General features: G+C 69.3%; 16 protein-coding genes and 1 other RNA gene. 8 read left to right on the top strand and 9 right to left on the bottom strand.

Annotated features, from left to right (window positions below; all coding sequences use genetic code 11):
- Both C693_RS0100270 and C693_RS20685 read right to left on the bottom strand, forming a co-directional pair.
- Positions 1-375 (bottom strand): efflux RND transporter periplasmic adaptor subunit (locus C693_RS0100270; RefSeq protein WP_026107064.1); only part of this gene is annotated, 375 nt, incomplete at its 3' end.
- Positions 365-1,840 carry an efflux transporter outer membrane subunit gene (locus C693_RS20685; RefSeq protein ID WP_017460238.1) on the bottom strand — a complete coding sequence of 492 codons (1,476 nt, stop codon included), beginning with the start codon at positions 1,838-1,840 and terminating at the stop codon, positions 365-367. The genes C693_RS20685 and C693_RS0100270, both read right to left, overlap by 11 nt.
- A 375-nt stretch (positions 1,841-2,215) precedes the next feature.
- Between C693_RS20685 and C693_RS20680 the strand changes: the two genes are divergently transcribed.
- Complete coding sequence (locus C693_RS20680; protein ID WP_083868184.1) at positions 2,216-3,226, top strand: D-alanyl-D-alanine carboxypeptidase family protein; 1,011 nt, start codon at positions 2,216-2,218, stop codon at positions 3,224-3,226.
- Between the two features lie 7 nt (positions 3,227-3,233).
- Here C693_RS20680 and C693_RS0100255 read toward each other — a convergent pair whose 3' ends face one another.
- Positions 3,234-5,111, bottom strand: coding sequence for an ATP-binding cassette domain-containing protein (locus C693_RS0100255; protein ID WP_017460236.1), 1,878 nt, complete (start codon positions 5,109-5,111; stop codon positions 3,234-3,236).
- A 99-nt stretch (positions 5,112-5,210) separates the two neighbouring features.
- Between C693_RS0100255 and C693_RS0100250 the strand changes: the two genes are divergently transcribed.
- Both C693_RS0100250 and C693_RS0100245 read left to right on the top strand, forming a co-directional pair.
- Positions 5,211-5,813, top strand: coding sequence for a class I SAM-dependent methyltransferase (locus tag C693_RS0100250; RefSeq protein ID WP_017460235.1), 603 nt, complete (start codon positions 5,211-5,213; stop codon positions 5,811-5,813).
- Between the two features lie 33 nt (positions 5,814-5,846).
- A complete protein-coding gene (locus C693_RS0100245; protein WP_017460234.1) occupies positions 5,847-8,705 on the top strand; it encodes a serine/threonine-protein kinase in 2,859 nt (952 codons plus the stop codon).
- An 87-nt stretch (positions 8,706-8,792) separates the two neighbouring features.
- Here the strand turns inward: C693_RS0100245 and metK are convergent, their stop codons facing one another.
- From metK to dusB, 3 genes are all read right to left on the bottom strand, one after another.
- Positions 8,793-9,992, bottom strand: a complete 1,200-nt coding sequence (gene metK / locus C693_RS0100240; RefSeq protein WP_017460233.1) for a methionine adenosyltransferase — start codon at positions 9,990-9,992, stop codon at positions 8,793-8,795.
- 143 nt (positions 9,993-10,135) lie between these two features.
- Positions 10,136-11,479, bottom strand: coding sequence for a GGDEF domain-containing protein (locus tag C693_RS0100235; RefSeq protein ID WP_017460232.1), 1,344 nt, complete (start codon positions 11,477-11,479; stop codon positions 10,136-10,138).
- A gap of 125 nt (positions 11,480-11,604) precedes the next feature.
- A complete protein-coding gene (gene dusB, locus C693_RS0100230) occupies positions 11,605-12,600 on the bottom strand; it encodes a tRNA dihydrouridine synthase DusB (protein ID WP_017460231.1) in 996 nt (331 codons plus the stop codon).
- Between the two features lie 91 nt (positions 12,601-12,691).
- Here dusB and C693_RS22410 point away from each other — a divergent pair, with 91 nt between their 5' ends.
- On the top strand, positions 12,692-14,467 hold the full coding sequence (locus tag C693_RS22410; RefSeq protein WP_157798518.1) for a tetratricopeptide repeat-containing diguanylate cyclase: 1,776 nt from the start codon (positions 12,692-12,694) through the stop codon (positions 14,465-14,467).
- Positions 14,468-14,479: 12 nt separating this feature from the next.
- Here the strand turns inward: C693_RS22410 and C693_RS0100220 are convergent, their stop codons facing one another.
- Positions 14,480-15,745 carry a nucleoside permease gene (locus C693_RS0100220; protein ID WP_017460229.1) on the bottom strand — a complete coding sequence of 422 codons (1,266 nt, stop codon included), beginning with the start codon at positions 15,743-15,745 and terminating at the stop codon, positions 14,480-14,482.
- A gap of 229 nt (positions 15,746-15,974) precedes the next feature.
- Between C693_RS0100220 and C693_RS0100215 the strand changes: the two genes are divergently transcribed.
- Positions 15,975-16,595 (top strand): threonine export protein RhtC, encoded by a 621-nt coding sequence (locus C693_RS0100215; protein WP_017460228.1) that lies wholly within the window; start codon positions 15,975-15,977, stop codon positions 16,593-16,595.
- Positions 16,596-16,607: 12 nt separating this feature from the next.
- On the opposite strand, the gene C693_RS0100210 is transcribed toward C693_RS0100215, so the two are convergent.
- The gene (locus tag C693_RS0100210; RefSeq protein ID WP_017460227.1) at positions 16,608-16,964 is read right to left on the bottom strand and encodes a YraN family protein; all 357 of its coding nucleotides are present in this window, start codon (positions 16,962-16,964) and stop codon (positions 16,608-16,610) included.
- Complete coding sequence (locus C693_RS0100205) at positions 16,964-18,802, bottom strand: penicillin-binding protein activator (RefSeq protein WP_017460226.1); 1,839 nt, start codon at positions 18,800-18,802, stop codon at positions 16,964-16,966. The genes C693_RS0100210 and C693_RS0100205 overlap by 1 nt, the downstream gene beginning before the upstream one ends.
- A 91-nt stretch (positions 18,803-18,893) precedes the next feature.
- On the opposite strand from C693_RS0100205, the gene rsmI reads away from it, so the two are divergent.
- The 3 genes from rsmI to mraZ all read left to right on the top strand — a co-directional run bounded on the left by rsmI (position 18,894) and on the right by mraZ (position 20,885).
- Positions 18,894-19,721, top strand: a complete 828-nt coding sequence (gene rsmI, locus C693_RS0100200; RefSeq protein ID WP_017460225.1) for a 16S rRNA (cytidine(1402)-2'-O)-methyltransferase — start codon at positions 18,894-18,896, stop codon at positions 19,719-19,721.
- A 75-nt stretch (positions 19,722-19,796) separates the two neighbouring features.
- An RNA gene (gene rnpB / locus C693_RS22415) (RNase P RNA component class A) lies at positions 19,797-20,159 on the top strand.
- Between the two features lie 279 nt (positions 20,160-20,438).
- A complete protein-coding gene (gene mraZ / locus C693_RS0100195; protein ID WP_017460224.1) occupies positions 20,439-20,885 on the top strand; it encodes a division/cell wall cluster transcriptional repressor MraZ in 447 nt (148 codons plus the stop codon).
- Positions 20,886-20,922: the final 37 nt, after the last annotated feature.

Genomic DNA, 20,922 nt, shown 5'->3' with positions numbered 1-20,922 from the left:
CCCGCCGATCGCGGCGGCAAAGTCGGACGAAGCCACGGTGGCCAGCACCTGGCCCTTCGTCACCCGATCGCCGGGCGCGGCCTTCAGCTGCACGACCGGGCCGGTGAACGGCGCGATCACGCTGGTGGCGCGCTCGTTGTCGAAGTCCACCCGGCCCGTGGTGGCGATGGCCGGGTGGAAGCTGCCCATCGTCACCGCCTGCAGGTGGATGTGCTGGCGCTGTGCGGCGGTGAGGGTGACGTCGTGGGCGGTGACCTTGGCGGCGTCGGTGGCATCGTGCCGGCCGTCCGAGCAACCGGCCAGCGCCACGGCGCCGAGCGCGAGTGCCAGGGCGCCAGCGTGGATCCGCACCAGGCGGGGAGGATTACTGGTCATGGGTGTTCCCGTCGGAAGGGGGCGGGGTGTGGGTCTCGGCATGCCACCAGCCGCCGCCGAGTGCCTGGAACAGCGCGGCGGTGTCGGCGAGGCGGGCGGCCTGCGCCTGCACCAGCGTCATGCGCGCCTGCTGGTACGCCTGCTCGGCGTTGAGCACGGCGAGGTAGTCGGCGTAGCCGTCCTTCCACTGCCGCTGCGAGAGATCGAGGGTGACCTTGGCCGCATCCGCGGCGGTCGCCGCGGACTTCAGTCCGTCGGCGTCCTGCTGCAGCGCGACCAGGGTGTCGGCCACGTTCTGGAAGGCGACCAGCACCGTGCTGCGGTACTGCTCGGCGGCTTCCACGTAGGCGGCGCGTGCCGCGCGCTCCTGGTGGCGCAGCGCGCCGCCCTGGAACAGCGGGGCGGTGATCGCGGCGCCGATGTTCCAGAAGCCGGTGCCGGCGTGGAACACCTGGTTGATCGCCAGCGCGGTGCTGCCGGCGGTGGCGCTCAGTTCGATCTGCGGCAGGCGTGCGGCCTCGGCCACGCCGATCGCCGCGCTCGCCGCGTGCAGGTTGGCCTGCGCCTGCAGTACGTCGGGCCGCTGTGCCACCAGCTGCGAGGGCAGGCTCAGCGGCAGCTCGGCCGGCAGGGTGAAGCCGTCGAGGGTGAAGTGCGCCGCGTCGGCATCGCCGGGAAACTGGCCGGTGAGTACCGCCAGCGCGTGCTGCTGCTGGGCCAGTTGCAGCCGCAGCGGCGGCAGCGTCGCGTTGACCTGGGCCAGTTGCGACTGCTGCGCGGCCAGGTCGAGCCGGCTGGCGTAGCCCTTGTCGAACTGGCGCTGGACGATCTCCAGCATCTGCCGGTTGAGCCTGAGCAGGTCCTGCGTGGCATCGAGCTGCGCCTGCAGCGAGGCGACCTGCACCGCGGTGTTCACCACGTTGGCGCTGAGCGTGATCCGCGCGGCGATGAGCTGGTAGCGGGTGGCGTCCTCCTGCGCGGCCAGCGATTCGACCGTGCGCCGGTTCAGGCCGAACACGTCCGGCACGTAGGACACGTTCACCTGCGGGGTGAACAGGTTGTACAGGTAGGCGTTGGAACTGGGCACCGGAGCCAGCGCGCCGGGCGGATCCTGCTCGCGGCTGGCCGACACGCCGGCGCTCACTGCCGGGAAATAGCTGCCGCGGCCGGCCAGGGTGGTCTCGTGCGCCACGGTGAGCGCCGCCTGCGCGGCCTTCAGATCGTGGTTGTTGGCCAGCGCCTGGCGCACCAGCGCGTCCAGCGGCGCGGAATGGAACAGCGTCCACCAGTCGGCGGGGATCGAACCGCCCTCGTCGAAGTGCTGCGTCGCACCCTTCGCGACACCGGTTCGACCGGTCGTGCCGGCAGGCGTCTTGGCGAGGTAGTGGGTGGTGGCCGGCGCGGCTGGCGGCCTGAAGTCCGGCCCGACCGCACACCCGCCGAGGATGGTGGTGGCGATCAGCAACAGGCTTGCCCGGTGCCGGGTGAGCCGGAGCGGCGGGTTTCGGAACGCAGGGGGCCGTGATCGGAGCATCCGGGACGTCGCTCGGGCGGGGCGGAAACAACGAACGCTATAACGTTGCAAGGGTCGCTGCAAAGGCCTGCCGAAAGTCATGCGAAAAATCGCAAAAACGTACGCCATACAAATACTTGGCGGGGCCGCGGGCTCACCTCGGGGGCACATCGGCGGCGAGCCCTGTCCCGACGGGCCCTGCGGGCGCAACCTGAACCGACAACCAAAGGTTAAACAATCATTTAGATGCGCATTCTGAGCAGTGACCTGTGGATTTGATGCCATCTTCACGATACGGTTTGCATCAGTTCATCGAGCGCTGTCCGCATGGCCGTCCTTCGTATTCCCGCCTCCTCACCCCGCGCCTGGCCCGTCTGGCTGGCCAGGGCGATGGTCCTTGCCCTGGTGCTCGTCGGCGTTGCGCACGCCGAGGAGACCTCGGTGATCGTCGATGGCACGAGCGGGCTGGTGCTCAGCGAACACCACGCGGACGAGCCGCATGCCCCCGCGTCGCTGACCAAGATGATGACGATGTATCTGGCGTTTCAGGCGCTGCGCGACGGCCGTCTGAAGATGACCGACAAGATGCACGTCTCGGCCCACGCAGCGGGGATGGAGCCGACCAAGCTGGGCCTGCGCGCGGGGCAGACGATCACCGTGCACGATGCGATCCTCGGCATGATCACCAAGTCCGCCAACGATGCGGCCACCGTGGTGGCCGAGCGGCTCGGCAAGGGGTCGGAGGCGCGTTTCGTCGATGCGATGAACGCGCAGGCACTGCTGCTGGGCATGAGCCACACCCACTTCACCAACGCCTCCGGCCTGCCGGGCGGCGACGAGACCACCACCGCGCGCGACATGAGCCGGCTGGCGATGGCGCTGTACCGCGATTTTCCTGCCCGCGCCAAGCTGTTCGCGACGACCCGGTTCCGCTTCCGCGGTCGCCTGGTCCGTGGCCACAACCACCTGATGGCGCATTACCCGGGGATGGACGGACTGAAGACCGGCTACACCAACGCCGCCGGCTACAACCTGGCGTCGACCGCGGTGCGCAACGGCCATCGGCTGTTCGGTGTGGTGCTCGGCGGGGACACCTGGCGCGCGCGCGACCATCGCATGGCCGAACTGCTCGATCGCGGCTTCGCCGATCGGGCGCGGGAGGCGGCCGTGTTCGCCTCGGCACCGCATCCGCAGCGCCACGGGCTGGCCCGTCGCGTCCTCGAGGCGCTCTCGCCGATCGGTACGGCCGAGGCCGAGACGCTGCGTCCGCCGCGGCTGCAGGTCGTCATCCCGCCGGCCACGGACCCGGTGAAGGCCCAGCTGGCCCCCGCCCGCTGAACAAGCCTCAGCCGTCCAGCTCGCTCCAGCGCGCGTAGGCGGCGTCCAGTTCGGCCTGCCGCTTCGCCAGTGCCTCGTTGGCAGCCGTGACCGCGGCGCTGTCCTGTCGGAAAAAGGCCGGATCGCTCATGGCGGCCGTGCGCTCGGCGATGTCGTTCTCGAGTGCCTCGATGCGCGCCGGCAGCTGGTCCAGCTCGCGCTGGTCCTTGAAGCTCAGCTTGCGCTTCGGCGCCGGCGCTGGTGCCGGCGCGGGAGGATCGGTGCGGGTGAGGCCGGGCTTTGCGGCTGCAGCTGCCACGGCCGCCGCGGCGCTGGGGCGCTGGCGCAACCAGTCGCTGTAGCCGCCGACGTACTCGCCGATCTGCCCGTTGCCCTCCAGCACCAGCGTGCTGGACACCACGTTGTCGAGGAACGCACGGTCGTGCGAGACCAGCAGCAGGGTGCCCTGGTAGTCGGTGAGCAGTTCTTCCAGCAGCTCCAGCGTCTCGACGTCGAGGTCGTTGGTCGGTTCGTCCATCACCAGCAGATTCGACGGCTGCGCGAACAGCTTGGCCAGCAGCAGGCGGTTGCGCTCGCCGCCGGACAGTCGGGTGATCGGCGCGCGGGCACGCTCGGGCGAGAACAGGAAGTCCTGCAGGTAGCCGATGATGTGCTTGCGCGCGCCGTTGAGCTCGATGAACTCGCGGCCCTCGGCCACGTTGTCCAGCGCGTTGAGCTTGTCGTTGAGCTGCAGGCGGTGCTGATCGAAGTAGGCGATCTGGATGCCGGTGCCCAGTTCCGCCGTGCCGCGCTGGGGTTTCAGCTCGCCCAGCATGATCTTCAGCAGGGTGCTCTTGCCGGCGCCGTTCGGACCGATGATGCCGATGCGGTCGCCACGCATGATCGTGGTGGTCAGATCGTCGATCAGCACGCGGCCGTCGTAGGCCTGGTGCACGTGTTCGAGGTCGATCACCTTCTTGCCCGAGGCCTGCGCATTGGCCGCGGTCATCTTCACGTTGCCGCTGAGGTTGCGCCGCTCGGCGCGTTCGGCGCGCAGCGCCTTCAGCGCGCGCACGCGGCCTTCGTTGCGGGTGCGCCGGGCCTTGATGCCCTGGCGGATCCACACCTCTTCCTGCGCCAGCTTCTTGTCGAACAGGGCGTTGGCCTGCGCCTCGGCGTGCAGGCGCTCCTCGCGGCGGCGCAGGTAGTTGTCGTAGTCGCCGGGCCAGTCGGTGAGCGCGCCGCGGTCGATCTCGACGATGCGGGTGGCCAGTGCGCGCAGGAAGCTGCGGTCATGGGTGACGAACAGGATGCTGCCGTCGAACTGCTTGAGGAAGTTCTCCAGCCAGCCGATCGCCTCGATGTCGAGGTGGTTGGTGGGTTCGTCCAGCAGCAGCACGTCGGGCTTGCGCACCAGCGCCTGGGCCAGCAGCACGCGGCGCTTCATGCCGCCGGACAGTGCGTTGAAGTCGGTGTCGGCAGGGAGTTCGAGCTTGGTGATCACCTCGGTGACGCGGCGATCCAGGTCCCAGCCGTGCTGTGCCTCGATGGCGTGCTGCACGTCGCCGAGCGCGTCGAAGTCGCCCTCGGCGAGCAGGTGGTGGTAACGCGCCAGCAGGTGGCCGAGGTCGCCGAGGCCGTCGGAGACCACGTCGAACACCGTGCCTTCGGTGCCCTGCGGCACCTCCTGCGCCATGCGTGCGACGACGATGCCGTTCTGCACGCGGATCTCGCCGTCGTCGGCCTGCAGCTCGCCGGCGATCAGCTTCATCAGGGTGGATTTGCCTTCGCCGTTGCGACCGACGATGCACACGCGCTCGTTGCGATCGATGGACAGATCGACATGTTCGAGCAGGAGGGGGCCGCCGATACTGAAGTCGACGCGCTGGAGTTGGATCAGGGACATCCGCCCATTGTACGGGTGCAGGGCGTCCGTCTGGAGGCCGGGACATGCGGAGCCGGGCGGGGTGGTCTAGACTCCGGCGGCTTCCCTCCGGGATCGGTCATGAATCGATGGAATGAACGTTACGCGGGCGAGGACTTCCTGTTCGGCACCGCGCCCAACGCCTTCCTCCGTGCCGAGCAGCGTCGGCTGCCCGCCCGTGGCAGCGCGCTGGCGCTGGCCGACGGCGAGGGGCGCAACGGTGTCTGGCTCGCCGAACAGGGTCTGGACGTGCTGGCCGTGGATGCCTCCGAGGTCGGGCTGGGCAAGAGCCGCCGCCTGGCCGCCGAGCGTGGCGTGAGTCTCACCTGGGAGCTGGCCGACCTGGCGAGCTGGGATTTCGGGCATGAGCGCTTCGACGTGATCGCGGCGATCTTTTTCCAGTTCGCCGACCCGGCGCTGCGTGCCCGGATCTTCGAGGGCATCCGGGCTGCTTTGAAGCCCGGCGGCGTGCTGCTGCTGGAGGGCTACCGCCCCGAGCAGCTGGAATACCGCACCGGCGGGCCGTCCGAGCTCGCCCATCTGTACACCGAGCCGATGCTGCGGGAGGCTTTCGCCGACCTGCAGATCGAACATCTGGCGTCGTACGACGCCGAACTGGACGAAGGTGCCGGGCATCGGGGGATGTCCGCGCTGATCGATCTGGTGGCACGCAAGCCCGGCTGAGTCCGGGCGTGGAGCGACCCTCGGGAGGAGGGCATGAAGGGGGCACAAACCGATCGCTATGCCGAGGCCAAGCGCGTTGCGCTGGCCGCTGCCGACCTGCCGGAGTCCGCGCGGGATGGTTTTGTCGTGGGCGAATGCGGGGTGGACGAGGCGTTGCTGCGCGAGGTGCGCTGGATGCTTGCGGCGATCGATTCCACCCACACCGCACCGCTGCCGGTGCTGCAGGTCACGTCGCCTGACCTGACCGGCCAGGATGCCCAGGCGCGGGATACCCGCCACTACCGGTTGCTGCGGCACCTCGGCGAGGGCGGCATGGGTACGGTCTACCTGGCCGAGCGGGTCGACGATGACTTCAGCCAGCAGGTGGCACTGAAGTTGCTGACGGCTGCCGCCGAGGGCTCGCCGGTCCTGACCGAGCGGTTCTGCCAGGAGCGCAAGCTGCTGGCCCGGCTCGAGCATTCCGGCATCGCGCGCCTGCTCGACGGCGGACTGCTCGCCGACGGCCGGCCGTTCCTGGCGATGGAATACGTCGACGGCGAGCGGATCGATGTCTGGTGCGACCGCCGCGGACTGGACCTGACCGGACGGATCGAGCTGTTCCTGAAGGTCTGCACGGCGGTGGAATATGCCCACCGCAACCTGATCATCCATCGCGACATCAAGCCGGCGAACATCCTGGTGACGGCGGATGGATCGCCGAAGCTGCTGGACTTCGGCATCGCACGGATGGTCGGCGACCACCTCGATCCCCAGCGGACCGCCACCGCCGCGCAGGCGATGACGCTGGCCTACGCCAGCCCGGAGCAGATCGAGCGGTTGCCGCTGACTGCCGCGGCCGACGTGTACTCGCTGGGCGTGGTGCTGTACCAGCTGGTGGCGGGACGCCGGCCCTACCAGGAACTGGTGACGCCGCACGTGCTGTCCAACGCGATCATCGCCGGCAACCTCGTGTCGCCCAGTCGCGCAGCCCGCCTGGCCCGGCAGGAGGCCGGCCTGCCGCCGGCCCGCGGACGGGCGGTGCCATCGGACCTGGAGGCGATCATCCTCAAGGCGCTGCGCCGCCGGATCGACGAGCGCTACGCCAGCGTCACCGCGCTCGCGGTGGACCTGCGGCGCTTCCTCGAGTGTCGTCCGGTCGAGGCGCGGCGCGGCCGGCACTGGTACCGCGCGCGACGCTACATGCAACGCAACCGGTGGCCGCTGGCGGCGGCGGCGGCCGTACTGCTCACCATGCTGGCCGGTCTGTTCGCTTCGCTGATCGCCCTCGACGATGCGCGCGCGGCACGCGGTCTCGCCGAGCAGCGGCAGCGGCAGCTCGAGCGCGTGGTGGCCTTCCAGCAGTCGATGCTCGACAGCGTGGACATCGACGCGATGGGACATGCCATCACCGGCGCGCGCCAGGCCGACACCACGACAAACCCCGCCGGTTCCACCGACCTGGCGCGGCGCATGCTGGACACCTTCGTGGTCAATCACGCGCTGGACCGGATCGGCCATGATTTCGCCGATGCGCCGCGGCTGGCCGCGGATGTCCGCCAGTCCCTGGCGCGGGTGTTGCTCAACATCGGCAGCTACGACCATGCGGCGGCGGAGCTGGAGCAGGTGCTGGCGGCACGCAAGAGGCTGAGTCCGGCCGATCCGGACGGGGTGCTTTCGGCGCAGCTGGACCTGGCACGCGTGCGCCTGCGCCAGGGCGACCTGGCCTCGGCCGGTGCGTTGTACTCCGGGGTGGTTGCGGCCACCGCGCTGCGGCCGATCGGCGATCCGGTGCGGGTCCGGGCCGAGGCTGGCCGGGCGAAGGTGCTGGCCGGCCAGGGTCATCTGGAAGAGGCCCGCCAGGAGCAGCAGTCGCTCTACAACGCCCTCAGCCGGACCATGCCGGCCACCGACCCGGGCTTGCTGCGGCTGCGCCGTGACCTGGTCGTCACCCTGATCGGGCTGGGGCAGCGCGACGAGGCACTGGCGCTGGCCGAGCCGATGGTCGAACTGGACCGGGCCACGTTCGGCGCCGAGGCGCCGGAGACCCTGGACGCCATGATCACCCTGGCGCAGCTGCAGCATTACCGCCACAACTTCGAGAAATCGCTGGCACTGGCGCGCCAAGTGGTCGCGATCCGTACCCGGCGGTTGGGAGCGAACCACCCCGACACGCTCGCCGCGCGCCACATGCTGGCGATGGACGAGGTCTATCTGTCGGGTGACGAGGCGGCCTATGCGAAGGCGGCCCAGGATGTGACGGCGGTGATCGACACGCGCAGCCGCGTCCTGGGGCCGGATCACCCCGAGACCATCGCCTCGATGACCCTGATGGTCCGGCTGCTGGCCAAGCGCGGCAACGCCTCCGACGACCCGGCCGTGCGGCACGCTTTCATGGTGCGGGCGATCGCCATCGAGCGACGGATTCTCGCCGCGCACCAGCGGCAGCTGGGCGAGAATCATCCCGACACGCTGATGGCACACGGCAGCCTCGCCAACCTGCTCAGCTATGACGGCCAGTACCAGGAGGCAATGAGCCAGGCGCGCCTGACCCTCGCCGGGCAGATCCGGGTGCTCGGGCCGCAGCATCCGATCGTATTCGCCACCTACAACCTGTTGGGCGACATCGAGGCCGCCGCCGGCCATTGGGCGGCCGCGCGCGCTCCCTACGAAAAGGCGGTGGAAGGGCGCAACGAGCTGCTCGGAAAGAGCGACGCGCACACCATCGAGAGTGCGTCGCGGCTGTATGGCGTGCTGGAGCACCTGCATGACACGGCAGCGGCGCAGGCGGTGCGCCAGCGCTACATGGACCCGGTCATCGCGATGGACCCGGGCAAGCTCAACGCGAGCCTTCGCGGCGAACGCCAGGAGGCGTTGAGCATGCTCGGGACGGCCAAGTCGCCACCGATGCCCTGAGCCAGGGGCCGGTCGATGTGGCGGGCCGAAAAAAAACCCCGCGCCTGGGCGCGGGGTTCTCGGTGACCCGTTGTTGCGGCGAGTCGCTTACTTCAGCTTGGCGTCGGCGCGCAGCGCGTCGGCCTTGTCGGTCTTCTCCCACGAAAACGCGGTGAAGGCCTTGCCGGCGGCGTCCTTCATCTCGTAGGGCTTGCGGCCGAAGTGGCCGTAGCTGGCGGTCTGCTGGTACATCGGATGGATCAGGTCGAGCATCTGGATGATGCCGTACGGGCGCAGGTCGAAGTGCTTGCGGATCAGCTTCTCGATCTTGTCGTCGGCGATCTTGCCGGTACCGAAGGTGGTCACCGAGATCGAGGTCGGCTCGGCCACGCCGATGGCGTAGGAAACCTGCACCTCGCAGCGGTCGGCCAGGCCCGCGGCCACGACGTTCTTGGCCACGTAGCGCGCGGCGTAGGCGGCCGAGCGGTCGACCTTGGACGGATCCTTGCCGGAGAATGCGCCGCCGCCGTGGCGGGCCCAGCCGCCGTAGGTGTCGACGATGATCTTGCGGCCGGTCAGGCCGCAGTCGCCCACCGGGCCGCCGATCACGAACTTGCCGGTCGGGTTGATGTGGTACTTGGTGCCCTTGTGCAGCCACTTCTCCGGCAGCACCGGCTTGAGGATCTCCTCGCGCACCGCTTCGATCAGGTGCTTCTGCTTGACGCCCGGGTCGTGCTGGGTCGACAGCACCACCGCGTCGATCGCCACGGCCTTGCCGTTCTCGTAGCGCAGGGTGACCTGGCTCTTGGCATCCGGGCGCAGCCACGACAGTGGCGAGTTCTTCTTCTTGCGGATCTTCGCCTGCTGCTCGACCAGGCGGTGCGACAGATGGATCGCCGCCGGCATGAAGGTGCTGGTCTCGTTGGTGGCGTAGCCGAACATCAGGCCCTGGTCGCCGGCGCCCTGTTCCTCGGGCTTCTTGCGGTCCACACCCTGGTTGATGTCCGGCGACTGCTTGCCGATCAGGTTCAGCACGCCGCAGGTGGCGCCGTCGAAACCGACCTCGGAGGAGTCGTAGCCGATGTCGACGATGACCTTGCGGGTCAGCGCCTCCAGGTCGATCCAGGCGCTGGTGGTGATCTCGCCGGCGACGATCGCCACGCCGGTCTTCACCATGGTTTCGCACGCCACGCGGGCACGCGGGTCCTGCGCGAGGATCGCGTCGAGGACGGCATCGGAAATCTGGTCGGCGACCTTGTCCGGGTGGCCTTCGGAGACCGACTCGGAGGTGAAGAGATGGCTGCTCATCGCGGGCTATATCCTTCCTTTCGGATAAAGAGATAAAGAGAAAACGGGGATGATACAACGCCGGTCGAGGGTTTGCAGCGGCCGCCTGATGGGGCGGGGTGCCTCCCGTTCAGCCGTCTGGACGGCCGTGCATGCATCCCGGATCAGGCAAGCTCGCAGCGGTTGCGGCCGCCGCGCTTGGCCCGGTACAGGGCGCTGTCGGCGCGCTCGAAGGCGCTCTCCGGGGAGTCGTCGGCGCGCAGCACGGTGACGCCGCACGACAGGGTGATGCGGACCGGGCGTTGCTGGCCGTGGAAACCCAGGCTCTCGATCCGCCGACGCAGCGATTCGGCGGCGCGCAGGGCGGCCTCGGCTCCCACGCCGGCGAGAACCACCACGAACTCCTCGCCGCCGTAGCGCGCGAGCAGGTCGTCCGAGCGCAGGCCGGCGCGCAGCTGTTCGGCCACGATGCGCAGGGCGCGGTCGCCCGCGGCGTGGCCGAAGTTGTCGTTGATCTGCTTGAAACGGTCGATGTCCAGCACCAGCAGGCTGCTCTGGGCGCCGGAGCGCGCCGCGCGCAGGCACGCATCGGCGATGTGCTGCTCGAACACCAGGCGATTGGCCACGCCGGTCAGCGGATCGGTCGAGGCCAGCGCGCGCTCCTGGCGAAGGCTCGTCTCCATCGCCTGGGCCGAGCGTTCCAGTTCGCGGATGCGCTGGCTCATCTGCTCGGTGCGCGCCTGCCACTCGTGCTCGCGGGCTTCCTCGCGCTGGCGGAAGTTCTTCAGGTGGCCACTGATCGCACCGAGGCGCTGCTGCACCTGGGTCTGCAGCGCCCCCAGCTCGCACGCGCTGGCCACTTCCGACTCCAGCTCGCGGATCTCGCCCAGCACCTCCTGGTCGAGCTGCTCGCGCGCGCTGGCGCCGTCGCGATGGGACATGTCCTCGCGCGCCAGGTAGACGGCCAGCTCTTCCAGTTGCTCGGTGACGTGCTTGAGCAGGCGCTCGGCGGCGTCGCGTGCTTCGGTCAGCCGTTCGCACTGGCGGTTGACCAGGGTGGCGATGGCATCCGCCTGGATCGCCAGCGTGCCCGGGTCGGTGCAGTCGGAAATGGTCTGGCGCAGGGCCTCGAGACGGTCCAGTGCCTCGTCCCCAAGCTTCAGGCGGTCCACCAGTGCGAGCAGCATCTGGCCGACCGAGAGCGATTCGGTGAACGGCAGCGGATCCGGGCCGCGCTCGCCGGTGGCCTCGGGCTCGTCCAGCGCCTTGATCGCCTCGCCGAGCTCGGTGAGCAGGGGCTCGAGTTCCGCCTCGCCGACCGGCTCGCGGACCTGGCGGCGAATCGTCGCGAGCGCGGCGTCCAGGGCCGGGCCCCGTCCGTCGGCAGCGTAGGTCAGCCGGGTGACCAGGCGACGCAGCAGCGCATCGAGCAGCGACCACTGCGCGCGGCTGCGCTCGAGCTGTGCGAGAGCATCACTGGCAGCAGCTGCGGTGGGGATGGCTTCCATGGGGGGCCTGGTGAACAGCGGGTGGCTTATCGTACGCGCGCGGGTCATGTTGTGCACCGCCTTTGTGCGGTGTCGCCAATGGTTCGCGTGCCCCCCATTGTGCCGCCCCCGGGGCGGTTCCTGGATCAGGCGGCGGCTTCGTGGATCGGCTCGTCGGCGGCCAGGGTGGCGAAGTAGGCGCGGGTCAGCGCGATCTGCTCGCGTGCGCTGTCGGCGCGGTTCACCACCTGGCGGAAAGCGGCGTTTTCCGGCCGGTCCCTGGCATACCAGCCCAGGTGCTTGCGCGCGATGCGCACGCCGGCCAGTTCGCCGTAGAACGCATGAAGGTGTTCGAGGTGGCCGAGCAGGATGGTGGCAACCTCGTCCGGAGTCGGTTCGGCAAGCTTTTCCCCGGTGGCCAGATAGTGGGCGATCTCCCGGAAGATCCACGGACGGCCCTGGGCGCCGCGGCCGATCATCACGGCGTCGGCGCCGGTGACATCGAGCACGTGCCGCGCTCGCTCGGGCGTGGTGATGTCGCCGTTGGCGAGCACCGGGATACCCACGCTGGCTTTCACCGCGGCGATGGTCTCGTACTCGGCCTCGCCCTCGTACCTGTCGGCGCGGGTGCGACCATGCACCGACAGCGCGGCGATCCCTGCGTCCTCGGCAATGCGGGCGATGCGCAGCGCATTCCTGTGTTCGCGATCCCAGCCGGTGCGGATCTTCAGCGTCACCGGCACCTCGACCGCCCCGACCACCGCCTTGCAGATGCGCGCGACCAGTGGCTCGTCCTGCAGCAGGGCGGAGCCGGACCACACGTTGCACACCTTCTTGGCGGGGCAGCCCATGTTGATGTCGATGATCTGCGCGCCGTTGGCCACGTTGAAGCGCGCCGCCTCGGCCAGCATCGCCGGGTCGTAGCCGGCGATCTGCACGCTGACCGGCTCGGGCTCGCCCTCGTGGTCCATTCGCCGCAGCGACTTGCGGGTGTGCCAGAGGCTGGGATCGGCGGTGGTCATCTCCGACACGGCCAGACCCGCGCCCAGCCGTTTGCACAGCAGGCGGAACGGTTTGTCGGTGACGCCCGCCATGGGCGCGAGCACCACCGGCGGGTCGATGCGGTAGGGGCCGATCTGCATGGCGTTAGTGTAACGTCTGGGCGGAGATGCACCCGCGCCAGGCCGTGGCGGTCGCGGTGGCCGGGCGCTCCAAGGGAGACTCAGGGATACGATGTCCAGACACCTGGTCGCGATGGCGCTGTTGCTGCCGCTGGTGGCACATGCTGGCGGTGCGATGTCGATCAACGCGCTGCGCGGTCGGGCCGTGACCGATCCGCACGGCGTGATCGTCGACGTGCGCCAGCGTCTCGATCGTGGCGGCGCCAACCTGGCGCCGGCCGACGAGCGCGCATTGCTCTGGGGCATGGGCACGGCGGCGATCAATGCCGACGACGAAGCGGCATTCGCCGAATCCACGCTGCGTCTGGACAGCCTCGGGAAGGCCCGGGGAGACGCCGTGGCGCTGGCAGCGTCGGGGTTCCTGCGTGCCCGCCATGACGTGGCCAACGGCATCGGCGACGGGCTCGGCGAGGCGCTGCGCGCCGCCGCCCGGGTGCAGGGCAGCAGTGATGCGCAGATCGTCGCGTGGGCGCGGTTCCAGCTTTGCGACGCCTATGCGCTGGACGAGAGTGCCACGAAGGCGCTGGAGCTGTGCCGTCGGGCCGAGGACAGCTACCGCGCCGTCGGCGATGCCTGGGGTATCGCCGATGCCGAGAATGACGAAGGCATCGCCCTGGCCACCCTGGGACGAACCCGGGAGGCGGCCGCGGCCTACCAGCGCTCGCGCCGCCGTTTTGCCGGGGTGGGGGCTACCGAGCTGGCGGTGATGGTTGGCGACAACCTGTCCAAGATGTACCTGAAGCTGGGCCGTCCGCGCGAAGCGCTGGCGCTGTCGCGCACCTCGCTGGCGCACGAACTGGCCGCGGGGCGGATCAGCGATTCGCTCGATTCCAGCACCGACATCGCGCGTGCCGAGGCGGCGCTGGGTCATCCCCGCCAGGCCTACGCCATGATGCAGGCCACCGTCGCGCGCGCTCGTGCCGCCGGAATCGATGGACAACTGGTCGACCTCCTGCGCAGCGAGAGCGAACTGGCCGAGCGGAACGGCCGCATGCACGATGCGGTGGCCCAGTTGCGTGAGGCGTTGAAGCTGACGGCCGCCACCAGCACGCCTGCGTTGCGCGCCATCGAGGCCGAGCTGGAGGCGCGTTATGCGGTCCGCGAGAAAGAGCTGCGGATCCACGACCTGGAGCGAGAAAACCGCATCAAGGATCTGGCCCTCAAGGCGGCGCGCGCCGAGGCACGACAGCGCGAGGAAGCGCGTCGGCGCGACGTGCTGGTCGGCCGGGTGACCGGCGGGGCGCTGGCCGGACTGATGCTGGTGGCGGTCCTCCTGTTCCTGCTGCTGCGGGCGCAGCGCAGGCATGCCGCCGAGCTGCAGCTGCTGGCATTGCGCGACCCGCTTACCGGTATCGACAACCGTCGTGCGTTCCTGCAGCACGCCGGCTCGCTGTTGCCGTTGCGCGGGGATGTGCCGGCGCCGGTGCTGATGCTGATCGACGTCGATCATTTCAAGCGCATCAACGACAGCGCTGGTCACCCGCAGGGCGACCGCGTGCTGGTGCAGGTGTCGACATTCCTGTGCGAAGCGGTCGGCACGCACGGGCGCGTGTCGCGCATCGGTGGCGAGGAGTTCGCGGTGCTTTGCCCGATGCTGGGTGCCGAGGCCGGCATGCGGCTGGCCGAGACGCTGCGCGCGGGCGTGGCAGGGCTGCCCCTGTCGTCGAAGGTCGGTCCGGAGCGCGTTACGGTGAGTATCGGGGTGGCGGTGTTCGACGCCCTGCGGCACAACGATCTGGATGGTTGGATGCGCGCGGCGGATGCCGCGCTGTATGCCGCCAAGTCGTCCGGTCGCGACTGCGCGGTCGCCGCCGCAGCAGTGGACTAGCCGCGCCGTCGCTCAGTGCGCGATGGTGCCGCCGAGGTCGCGTCCGGGTACGTGCTTGTGGCGGAACAGGATCAGGAAGGCGACCGCGACCACCGCCGAGTAGGCGGCGAAGCTCATCCAGATACCGTGCCAGTCCTTCGCGCCGTCCGGGGCGGTGAAGAAGGCCTCGATCACCACGCCGCTGATCGAGCTGCCGAGGATGGCGCCGATGCCATTGGTCATCATCATGAACAGGCCCTGGGCACTGGCGCGGATCGCCGGATCGCTCTGGCCCTCGACGAAAAGCGAGCCGGAGATGTTGAAGAAGTCGAACGCCATGCCGTAGACGATGCACGACAGCACGATCATCCACAGCCCCGGGCCGGGATTGCCGTAGGCGAACAGGCCGAAGCGCAGCGCCCACGCCGCCATCGAGATGAACATCACTGTCTTGATGCCGAAGCGCTTGAGGAAGAACGGAATGGCCAGGATGAACAGCGTTTCGGAGACCTGCGAGATCGACATGATGATCGCCGGGTACTTCACCGCGATCAGGTGCTGGTACGCGGGCACCGTCGCGAAGTCGTGCAGGAAGGTGTCGCCGTAGGCGTTGGTCAGCTGCAGCGAGGCGCCGAGCAGCATCGCGAACAGGAAGAAGATCGCCATCTTGGCGTTCTTGAACAGCCTGAACGAGGTCAGGCCCAGCGTATCCAGCAGCGAGCGGCTGGAGGCGACGCGTTCGAGCTTGGGCGGGCACGGCGGCAGGGCGAATGCGTACAGGCCCAGCACCAGCGCCGCACCGGCGGCGACGTAGAACTGGCCGGGAGTGGTTTCCAGGTGCAGCAGGCTCACCGTCCACAGCGCGGCGATGAAACCCACCGTGCCCCACACGCGGATCGGCGGAAAGGAGGTCACCACGTCCAGCCCGTCGCGCTTGAGTGCGTTGTAGGCCACCGCGTAAGACAGCGCGATGGTGGGCATGTAGCAGCACATGTTCACCAGCATCACCCAGAACAGCACGCCGGGCCGGTCGATCGTCGGCACGATGCACAGCACGATCGCGCCGAGGATGTGCAGCAGGCCGTAGAGCTTCTCGGCGTTGATCCACTTGTCCGCCACCACGCCCATCAGTGAGGGCATGAACACCGAGGCGATACCCATCGTCGAGAAGATCGCGCCGAATTGCGCGCCGCCCCAGTGCCTGTTCTGGAACCAGTAGGCGCCGATGGTGATCAGCCACGATCCCCAGACGAAGAACTGCAGGAAATTCATCACCACCAGGCGGAACTTGATACTCATCGGTCGGCTTCGTGCGGCAAGTGGGTGGGGCGTTTCTGCACGCGACGGCGATCGCGGCCGGGGCCACGGTTTCGACCGGAAGCGACAGGAGGCATTCCCCGGATCGGCCCCGCCGGGGCGGGATGCAGTGCGCCGCAGCGTAGAGGAGCCGGCCGGCGAGGAGCAAGCCGCGCCGCGGCGGGGGCGGAGCCCTACACTGGCCACCTGCGCTTTCGCCGGATCGGATTCCATGGGCAACCTCCTCACCATCGCCGTGATCCACCTGCTCGCGCTTGCCAGCCCGGGGCCGGATTTCCTGTTCGTCTCGCAGACCGCGGTGGCCCGGTCGCGCGCGCAGGCGATGGCCGGTGTGTGCGGCATCGCGCTGGGGGTGGCGGTGTGGGCCGCGCTGGCCCTGCTCGGACTGCACCTGGTGATGGCGCGCCTGGGCTGGCTGCAGAAGGCGATCGCCACGGCGGGTGCGGCCTACCTGATCTGGCTGGGCGTGCAACTGTTGCGCAGTACGTGGCGAGGTGCCGGTGGCCGTCCGCCCGCGCGCGTCGCGCCCGATGCCTGGCAAAGCCTGCGGGCTGGATTGCTGACCAATCTTTCCAACCCCAAGGCGCTGGTCTACTTCGGCAGCGTGTTCTCGGTGCTGGTGGGGCCGACCGCGAGCGCGGGCATGCGCTGGCTCATCGGCGGACTGGTGGTGGGCGAGACGCTGGCGTGGTTCGCCCTGGTGGCGGCGTGCTTCGGCCTGCCGGCGGTGCGTCGCCGCTACCTGCGGATGGCCCGCGCGATCGATGCGCTGGCGGGCGCGGTGTTCGTGCTGTTCGGCCTGCGCTTGCTGCTGGGCGAGCGCCCGGTCTGAAGGCGCCGAGGCTCAGTCGGCCTCGAACGCGCCGCGCAGCCAGCGCATCTGCGCCTCCTCGCCCGCGCCGTCGTAGCTGACCACGTCGAAGCGGCAGGTCCGCCGGGCATGCTGCGGATGAGCGGCCAGCCACAACGAGGCGGTGCGGATGAGGCGCCCGCGCTTGCTGGCGGTGATCGATGCCGCGGCGCCGCCGTGTCCGTTGCGCGCACGCTGGCGCACTTCGACGAAGACGATCTGTTCGCCGTCGCGCATCACCAGGTCGAGCTCGCCGTGCCGGGTGGTGTAGTTGCACGAAAGCAGGACCAGTCCGGCGCGCTCCAGGTCGCGCTGCGCGAGCGCCTCGAAGGCGGCGCCGGCCTTGCGCATCAGGGCTGGCCGGCGCTGTTGGCCGGGGCCGGCAGTCCGCTGCCCGGGGCCTGTTCCGGTGGAGCGACCGACGGCGCATCCAGTTGCAGGCTGCCGGTCAGCGGGCGCGCCACGCCATCGGTGAACTTCGCCCACACCAGTACGCGCCGCACGTGGCCAAAGGGGTCGGCGGCAAGCTGGCCGGTGGCACCGGGCAGGTAGCTGCCCGGGTGGTCGCGCAACCAGCCGAGGTACGGCACCAGGTTCCACGCGTCCATGCCGAAGGCGAACAGCCGCGCCGCACTGCCGCTGGCGGCCGGAAGCAGGGCGGCGATGCCGGCGTGCGGCGGCAGGCCGGGCTGCGCATCGAACAGCCAGGGGGCGTCGCAGAACTCCACGCCTTCCAGGTCGCGGTCGTCGCCGGCATCGTCGGTGCCGCCGTAGATGTGCGAGGTGCCGAAGACCGGCAACGTGATGTGCGCCACGCGCAGCTGCGGCAGCAGCAGGCGTGCCTGCTCGGGGCGCATGCTGATGAAGATCGCCGCGTCGGGCTGGGCGGCCGGAATGTTCATGCTGGCGATGGTCTGGGTGAAGTTGATGGCGCCGACGGCAAGCGACGCCTGCGTCACCACCTGTCCGCCGCGCGCGACCAGCTCGGCCTTGAACGCCGCGGCGGCACGCTGCGCGAAGTCCTGGCTGGACACGATCACGTAGGCCGAGTGCAGCCCGCGCTCGATCAGGTGGTCGGCGGCTTGGGCGCCCTCGGTCTCGGGTAGCAGGCCGAACTCGGTGACGTTGGCCGAGGGGGGCGTGTTGTCGTCGGCATGGTTCAAGGCGAGCACCGGTACCGGCAGGATGGCCTGGGTAGCGACGGCGGTGACCGCCGCGCGGGTGAGGGGGCCGACCACCAGTTCGGCGCCGTCGCTCACGGCCTGCTGGTAGGCCTTCACTGCGCCGACGGCGGTGCCGTCGCTGCCGTAGACGCGCACTTCCGCGCGCGGCGCATGGCTCCTGCTGGCGTCGGCATAGGCGGCGAAGAAGCCTTCGCGCACGGATGTGGAAGCGCTGGCGAACTCCGGCGAGTCGGGCAGCAGCAGGGCGATCCGCGCAGGCATATGGTAACCCTCGCGGACGTTGGCGTCGGCGCCGGGCATCATGGTGCCCACCGGCTGATCCAGCGATGGCTGCGGCGTCGCGACGGTGATGCCGCGCTGCGAGAGGGATTCGTTGATCCACGGCAGCATGCGGTCCGACGGGGTCATGGCGCTGGCACGCTGCTGCAGTTCGGCCACGCTGAGCTTGCCGAGCTGCGCCAGCACCTCACGCTGGTTCTGTGCGCGGTCCAGTCCGCTGAGCGAGTCGTCCATCTGCGCGCGGGTACGCGCCGCGGTCCAGTGGTCGCCGATGGCATCCAGTGCGCGGGCGCGCATCTCCAGCAGGCGCAACTGGAGATCCTGCGGTACCCGCAGGGTCGGTTGCGTCGTGAGGTTGAGGGCGCTGCGCGGATCGTTGTGGTGCAGGGCGATCTCGGCGCGCAGCAGGTCCAGCCGTACCGGCTCGTCCCCGCTGAGGCGATCGCGGCGGATATTGGCGAGCAGGGCGGCGGCCTTGTCCAGGTCGCCTTCCTGCCGGTACGCCTCCGCCGCGCTGAGGCGGTAGGTGTCGGCATGGGCGGGACTGTTGCCGGCTAGGGCCAGGTATGCCTGCGCGGCCTGGTCGAAATTGCCCTGCTGGCGCAGTGTGTCGGCCTGGTGCAGGGCGGCGATCTCGGCGGGCGAGCGCTGGGTGGCCGTCGGCACGCAGGCGGTGAGCGCAAGGCTGATCAGCAGGCCGAGGCCGGCGGCGCGAGTCAGGCGCATGGAGAATCCCTTGGGTCGTGATCGGAAAGGTAGGACTGCGCGATGATAGACGATCAATCCGTCGCGCCGCGGCGGACGAGGATCCCAGTCGATGCCAGTCAGCCAATCCGGTTCCCTGTGGGTGGTCGCCACGCCGATCGGCCACCGTGACGATATTTCCGCACGCGCCATCCAGACCTTGCGCGACGTCGCGGTGATCGCCGCCGAGGACACCCGACACAGCCGTCCGTTGCTGCAGCATCACGGCATCGGTACGCCGCTGGTGGCTTTGCACGAACACAACGAGCGCGAGGTGGTGGACGGCCTGGTTCGCCGCATGACCGAGGGCGAGTCGGTGGCGCTGATTTCCGACGCCGGCACGCCGTTGATCTCCGATCCGGGCTTCCGGCTGGTGCGCGCCGCGCGTGCAGCCGGCGTGCGTTGTATCCCGGTGCCGGGCGCCTGCGCGGCCATCGCCGCGCTGTCGGTGGCAGGGTTGCCCAGCGACCGTTTCGTGTTCGAGGGCTTCCTGCCACCGAAGGCTGCGGCGCGGCGCGGCCGCCTGCAGGAGCTGGCCGGGGAAGGGCGCACGCTGATCTTCTACGAGTCCTCGCACCGCGTGGCGGAGAGCCTGGCGGACATGCGAGACGCCTTCGGCGCGCAGCGCGAGGCGGTGCTGGCCCGCGAGCTGACCAAGCTGTTCGAGACCGTGCTGGGCGAGCCGCTGGGCGAGCTGGCCGCGCGGGTCGCCGCCGACCCCGACCAGCAGCGCGGCGAATGCGTGGTGCTGGTGGCCGGGCGCGGCGAGGAGGTCGACGCCCGGCTGGCAGAGGGCGAGCGGGTGTTCGCCATCCTGCGCGAGGAGCTGCCGCCGGCCAGGGCGGCCAAGCTGGCTGCGGCGATCAGCGGCGCTCCGCGCAAGCTGCTGTACCGCGAGTAGCGCTGAGCGCTGCCTGCGCGGTCCGTTCCCGATCCGTTCTCCCTATTCCCGCTCCCGCCCCCTACAATACGAGGCGGAGTTGGCCGGGCAGTCGCGTCGCATTTCGGTGCGTCGAGGAAAGTCCGGGCTCCACAGGGCAGAGTGCCAGGTAACTCCTGGGCGGCGTGAGCCGACGGCCAGTGCAACAGAGAGCAGACCGCCGATGGCCCGCAAGGGCACAGGTAAGGGTGAAAGGGTGCGGTAAGAGCGCACCGCGTACGGGGCCAACGCCGTACGGCACGGTAAACCCCACTCGGAGCAAGACCAAATAGGGGGACGATAACGCGGCCCGCGTTGTTCCCGGGTAGGTTGCTGGAGCCAGGCGGCGACGCCTGGCCGAGAGGAATGACTGTCGCGTCGCAAGGCGTACAGAACCCGGCTTACAGGCCGACTCCACCTTTTTCCACCCCGGGCGGGCGACCGCCCGGGGTTTTTTGTGGTGCGGCCGGTTCTGAATGCCGGTTCATCCCGGGCGGCATGGGGTTGTGCCGCTGGCGCGGGACAAAAATTCCATGGTTTCAAGCATCTCGCCGGGCTTCCTCAGGTAAGAGGTGAAATTTGGTCACCTCTTTGCCTTTACTCCTTGATTCACAAAAGAAATTCCCTTGACAGTCTCAGGGGGCGAGACTATCGTGGGTTTCGGTGTGAAATCGTGGGTTTTTGTGGAGCCATTGGGCCGTGTTCCAGGGCGAGACCGCCATCAGCGTTGACGACAAGGGCCGGCTGGCCATCCCGACGATGTATCGGGAGCTGGTCGCGGGCGCCTGTGCCAATCGCCTGGTGGTGACCTACAACCCCTTCGAGCATGGCTGTCTCTGGCTGTTCCCCCATGCGGAGTGGGAGCAGGTGCGGGACCAGGTCAATGCGTTGCCCAGCGTCAAGGCTGCCCATCGCAACCTGCAGATGAAGCTGGTGGGTGCCGCGTCGGTGGTCGAGCCGGACAGCGCCGCGCGGATCCTGCTGCCGGCGAGCCAGCGAAGTACCGCGGGGATCGAGAAGAAGGCGGTGCTGCTGGGCATGGGCAACAAGTTCGAGCTTTGGAGCGAGCAGGCCCATCTGGCAAAGATCCGCCAGACCCTCGGCGAAGACGACATCACCCACGAAATGGCAGATCTGCGCCTCTGAGATTGCAGGCGGCGCAGCGACAAAAGCGGGACGGGAG

Origin of the sequence: Dyella ginsengisoli LA-4 (assembly GCF_000334915.1) — a bacterium.
Lineage (GTDB): Bacteria > Pseudomonadota > Gammaproteobacteria > Xanthomonadales > Rhodanobacteraceae > Dyella_A > Dyella_A ginsengisoli_A.
This window is presented reverse-complemented; position numbering and strand designations above follow the sequence as displayed.

Excerpts from the sequence above, each read along its gene's own strand:
- metK (WP_017460233.1), bottom strand. The coding sequence starts at position 9,992 with ATGAGCAGCCATCTCTTCACCTCCGAGTCGGTCTCCGAAGGCCACCCG.
- C693_RS0100245 (WP_017460234.1), top strand. The coding sequence starts at position 5,847 with ATGAAGGGGGCACAAACCGATCGCTATGCCGAGGCCAAGCGCGTTGCG.
- rsmI (WP_017460225.1), top strand. The coding sequence starts at position 18,894 with ATGCCAGTCAGCCAATCCGGTTCCCTGTGGGTGGTCGCCACGCCGATC.
- C693_RS0100255 (WP_017460236.1), bottom strand. The coding sequence starts at position 5,111 with ATGTCCCTGATCCAACTCCAGCGCGTCGACTTCAGTATCGGCGGCCCC.
- C693_RS0100215 (WP_017460228.1), top strand. The coding sequence starts at position 15,975 with ATGGGCAACCTCCTCACCATCGCCGTGATCCACCTGCTCGCGCTTGCC.
- C693_RS0100210 (WP_017460227.1), bottom strand. The coding sequence starts at position 16,964 with ATGCGCAAGGCCGGCGCCGCCTTCGAGGCGCTCGCGCAGCGCGACCTG.
- C693_RS0100205 (WP_017460226.1), bottom strand. The coding sequence starts at position 18,802 with ATGCGCCTGACTCGCGCCGCCGGCCTCGGCCTGCTGATCAGCCTTGCG.
- C693_RS0100220 (WP_017460229.1), bottom strand. The coding sequence starts at position 15,745 with ATGAGTATCAAGTTCCGCCTGGTGGTGATGAATTTCCTGCAGTTCTTC.
- C693_RS0100250 (WP_017460235.1), top strand. The coding sequence starts at position 5,211 with ATGAATCGATGGAATGAACGTTACGCGGGCGAGGACTTCCTGTTCGGC.
- C693_RS0100235 (WP_017460232.1), bottom strand. The coding sequence starts at position 11,479 with ATGGAAGCCATCCCCACCGCAGCTGCTGCCAGTGATGCTCTCGCACAG.
- dusB (WP_017460231.1), bottom strand. The coding sequence starts at position 12,600 with ATGCAGATCGGCCCCTACCGCATCGACCCGCCGGTGGTGCTCGCGCCC.
- C693_RS22410 (WP_157798518.1), top strand. The coding sequence starts at position 12,692 with ATGTCCAGACACCTGGTCGCGATGGCGCTGTTGCTGCCGCTGGTGGCA.
- C693_RS20680 (WP_083868184.1), top strand. The coding sequence starts at position 2,216 with ATGGCCGTCCTTCGTATTCCCGCCTCCTCACCCCGCGCCTGGCCCGTC.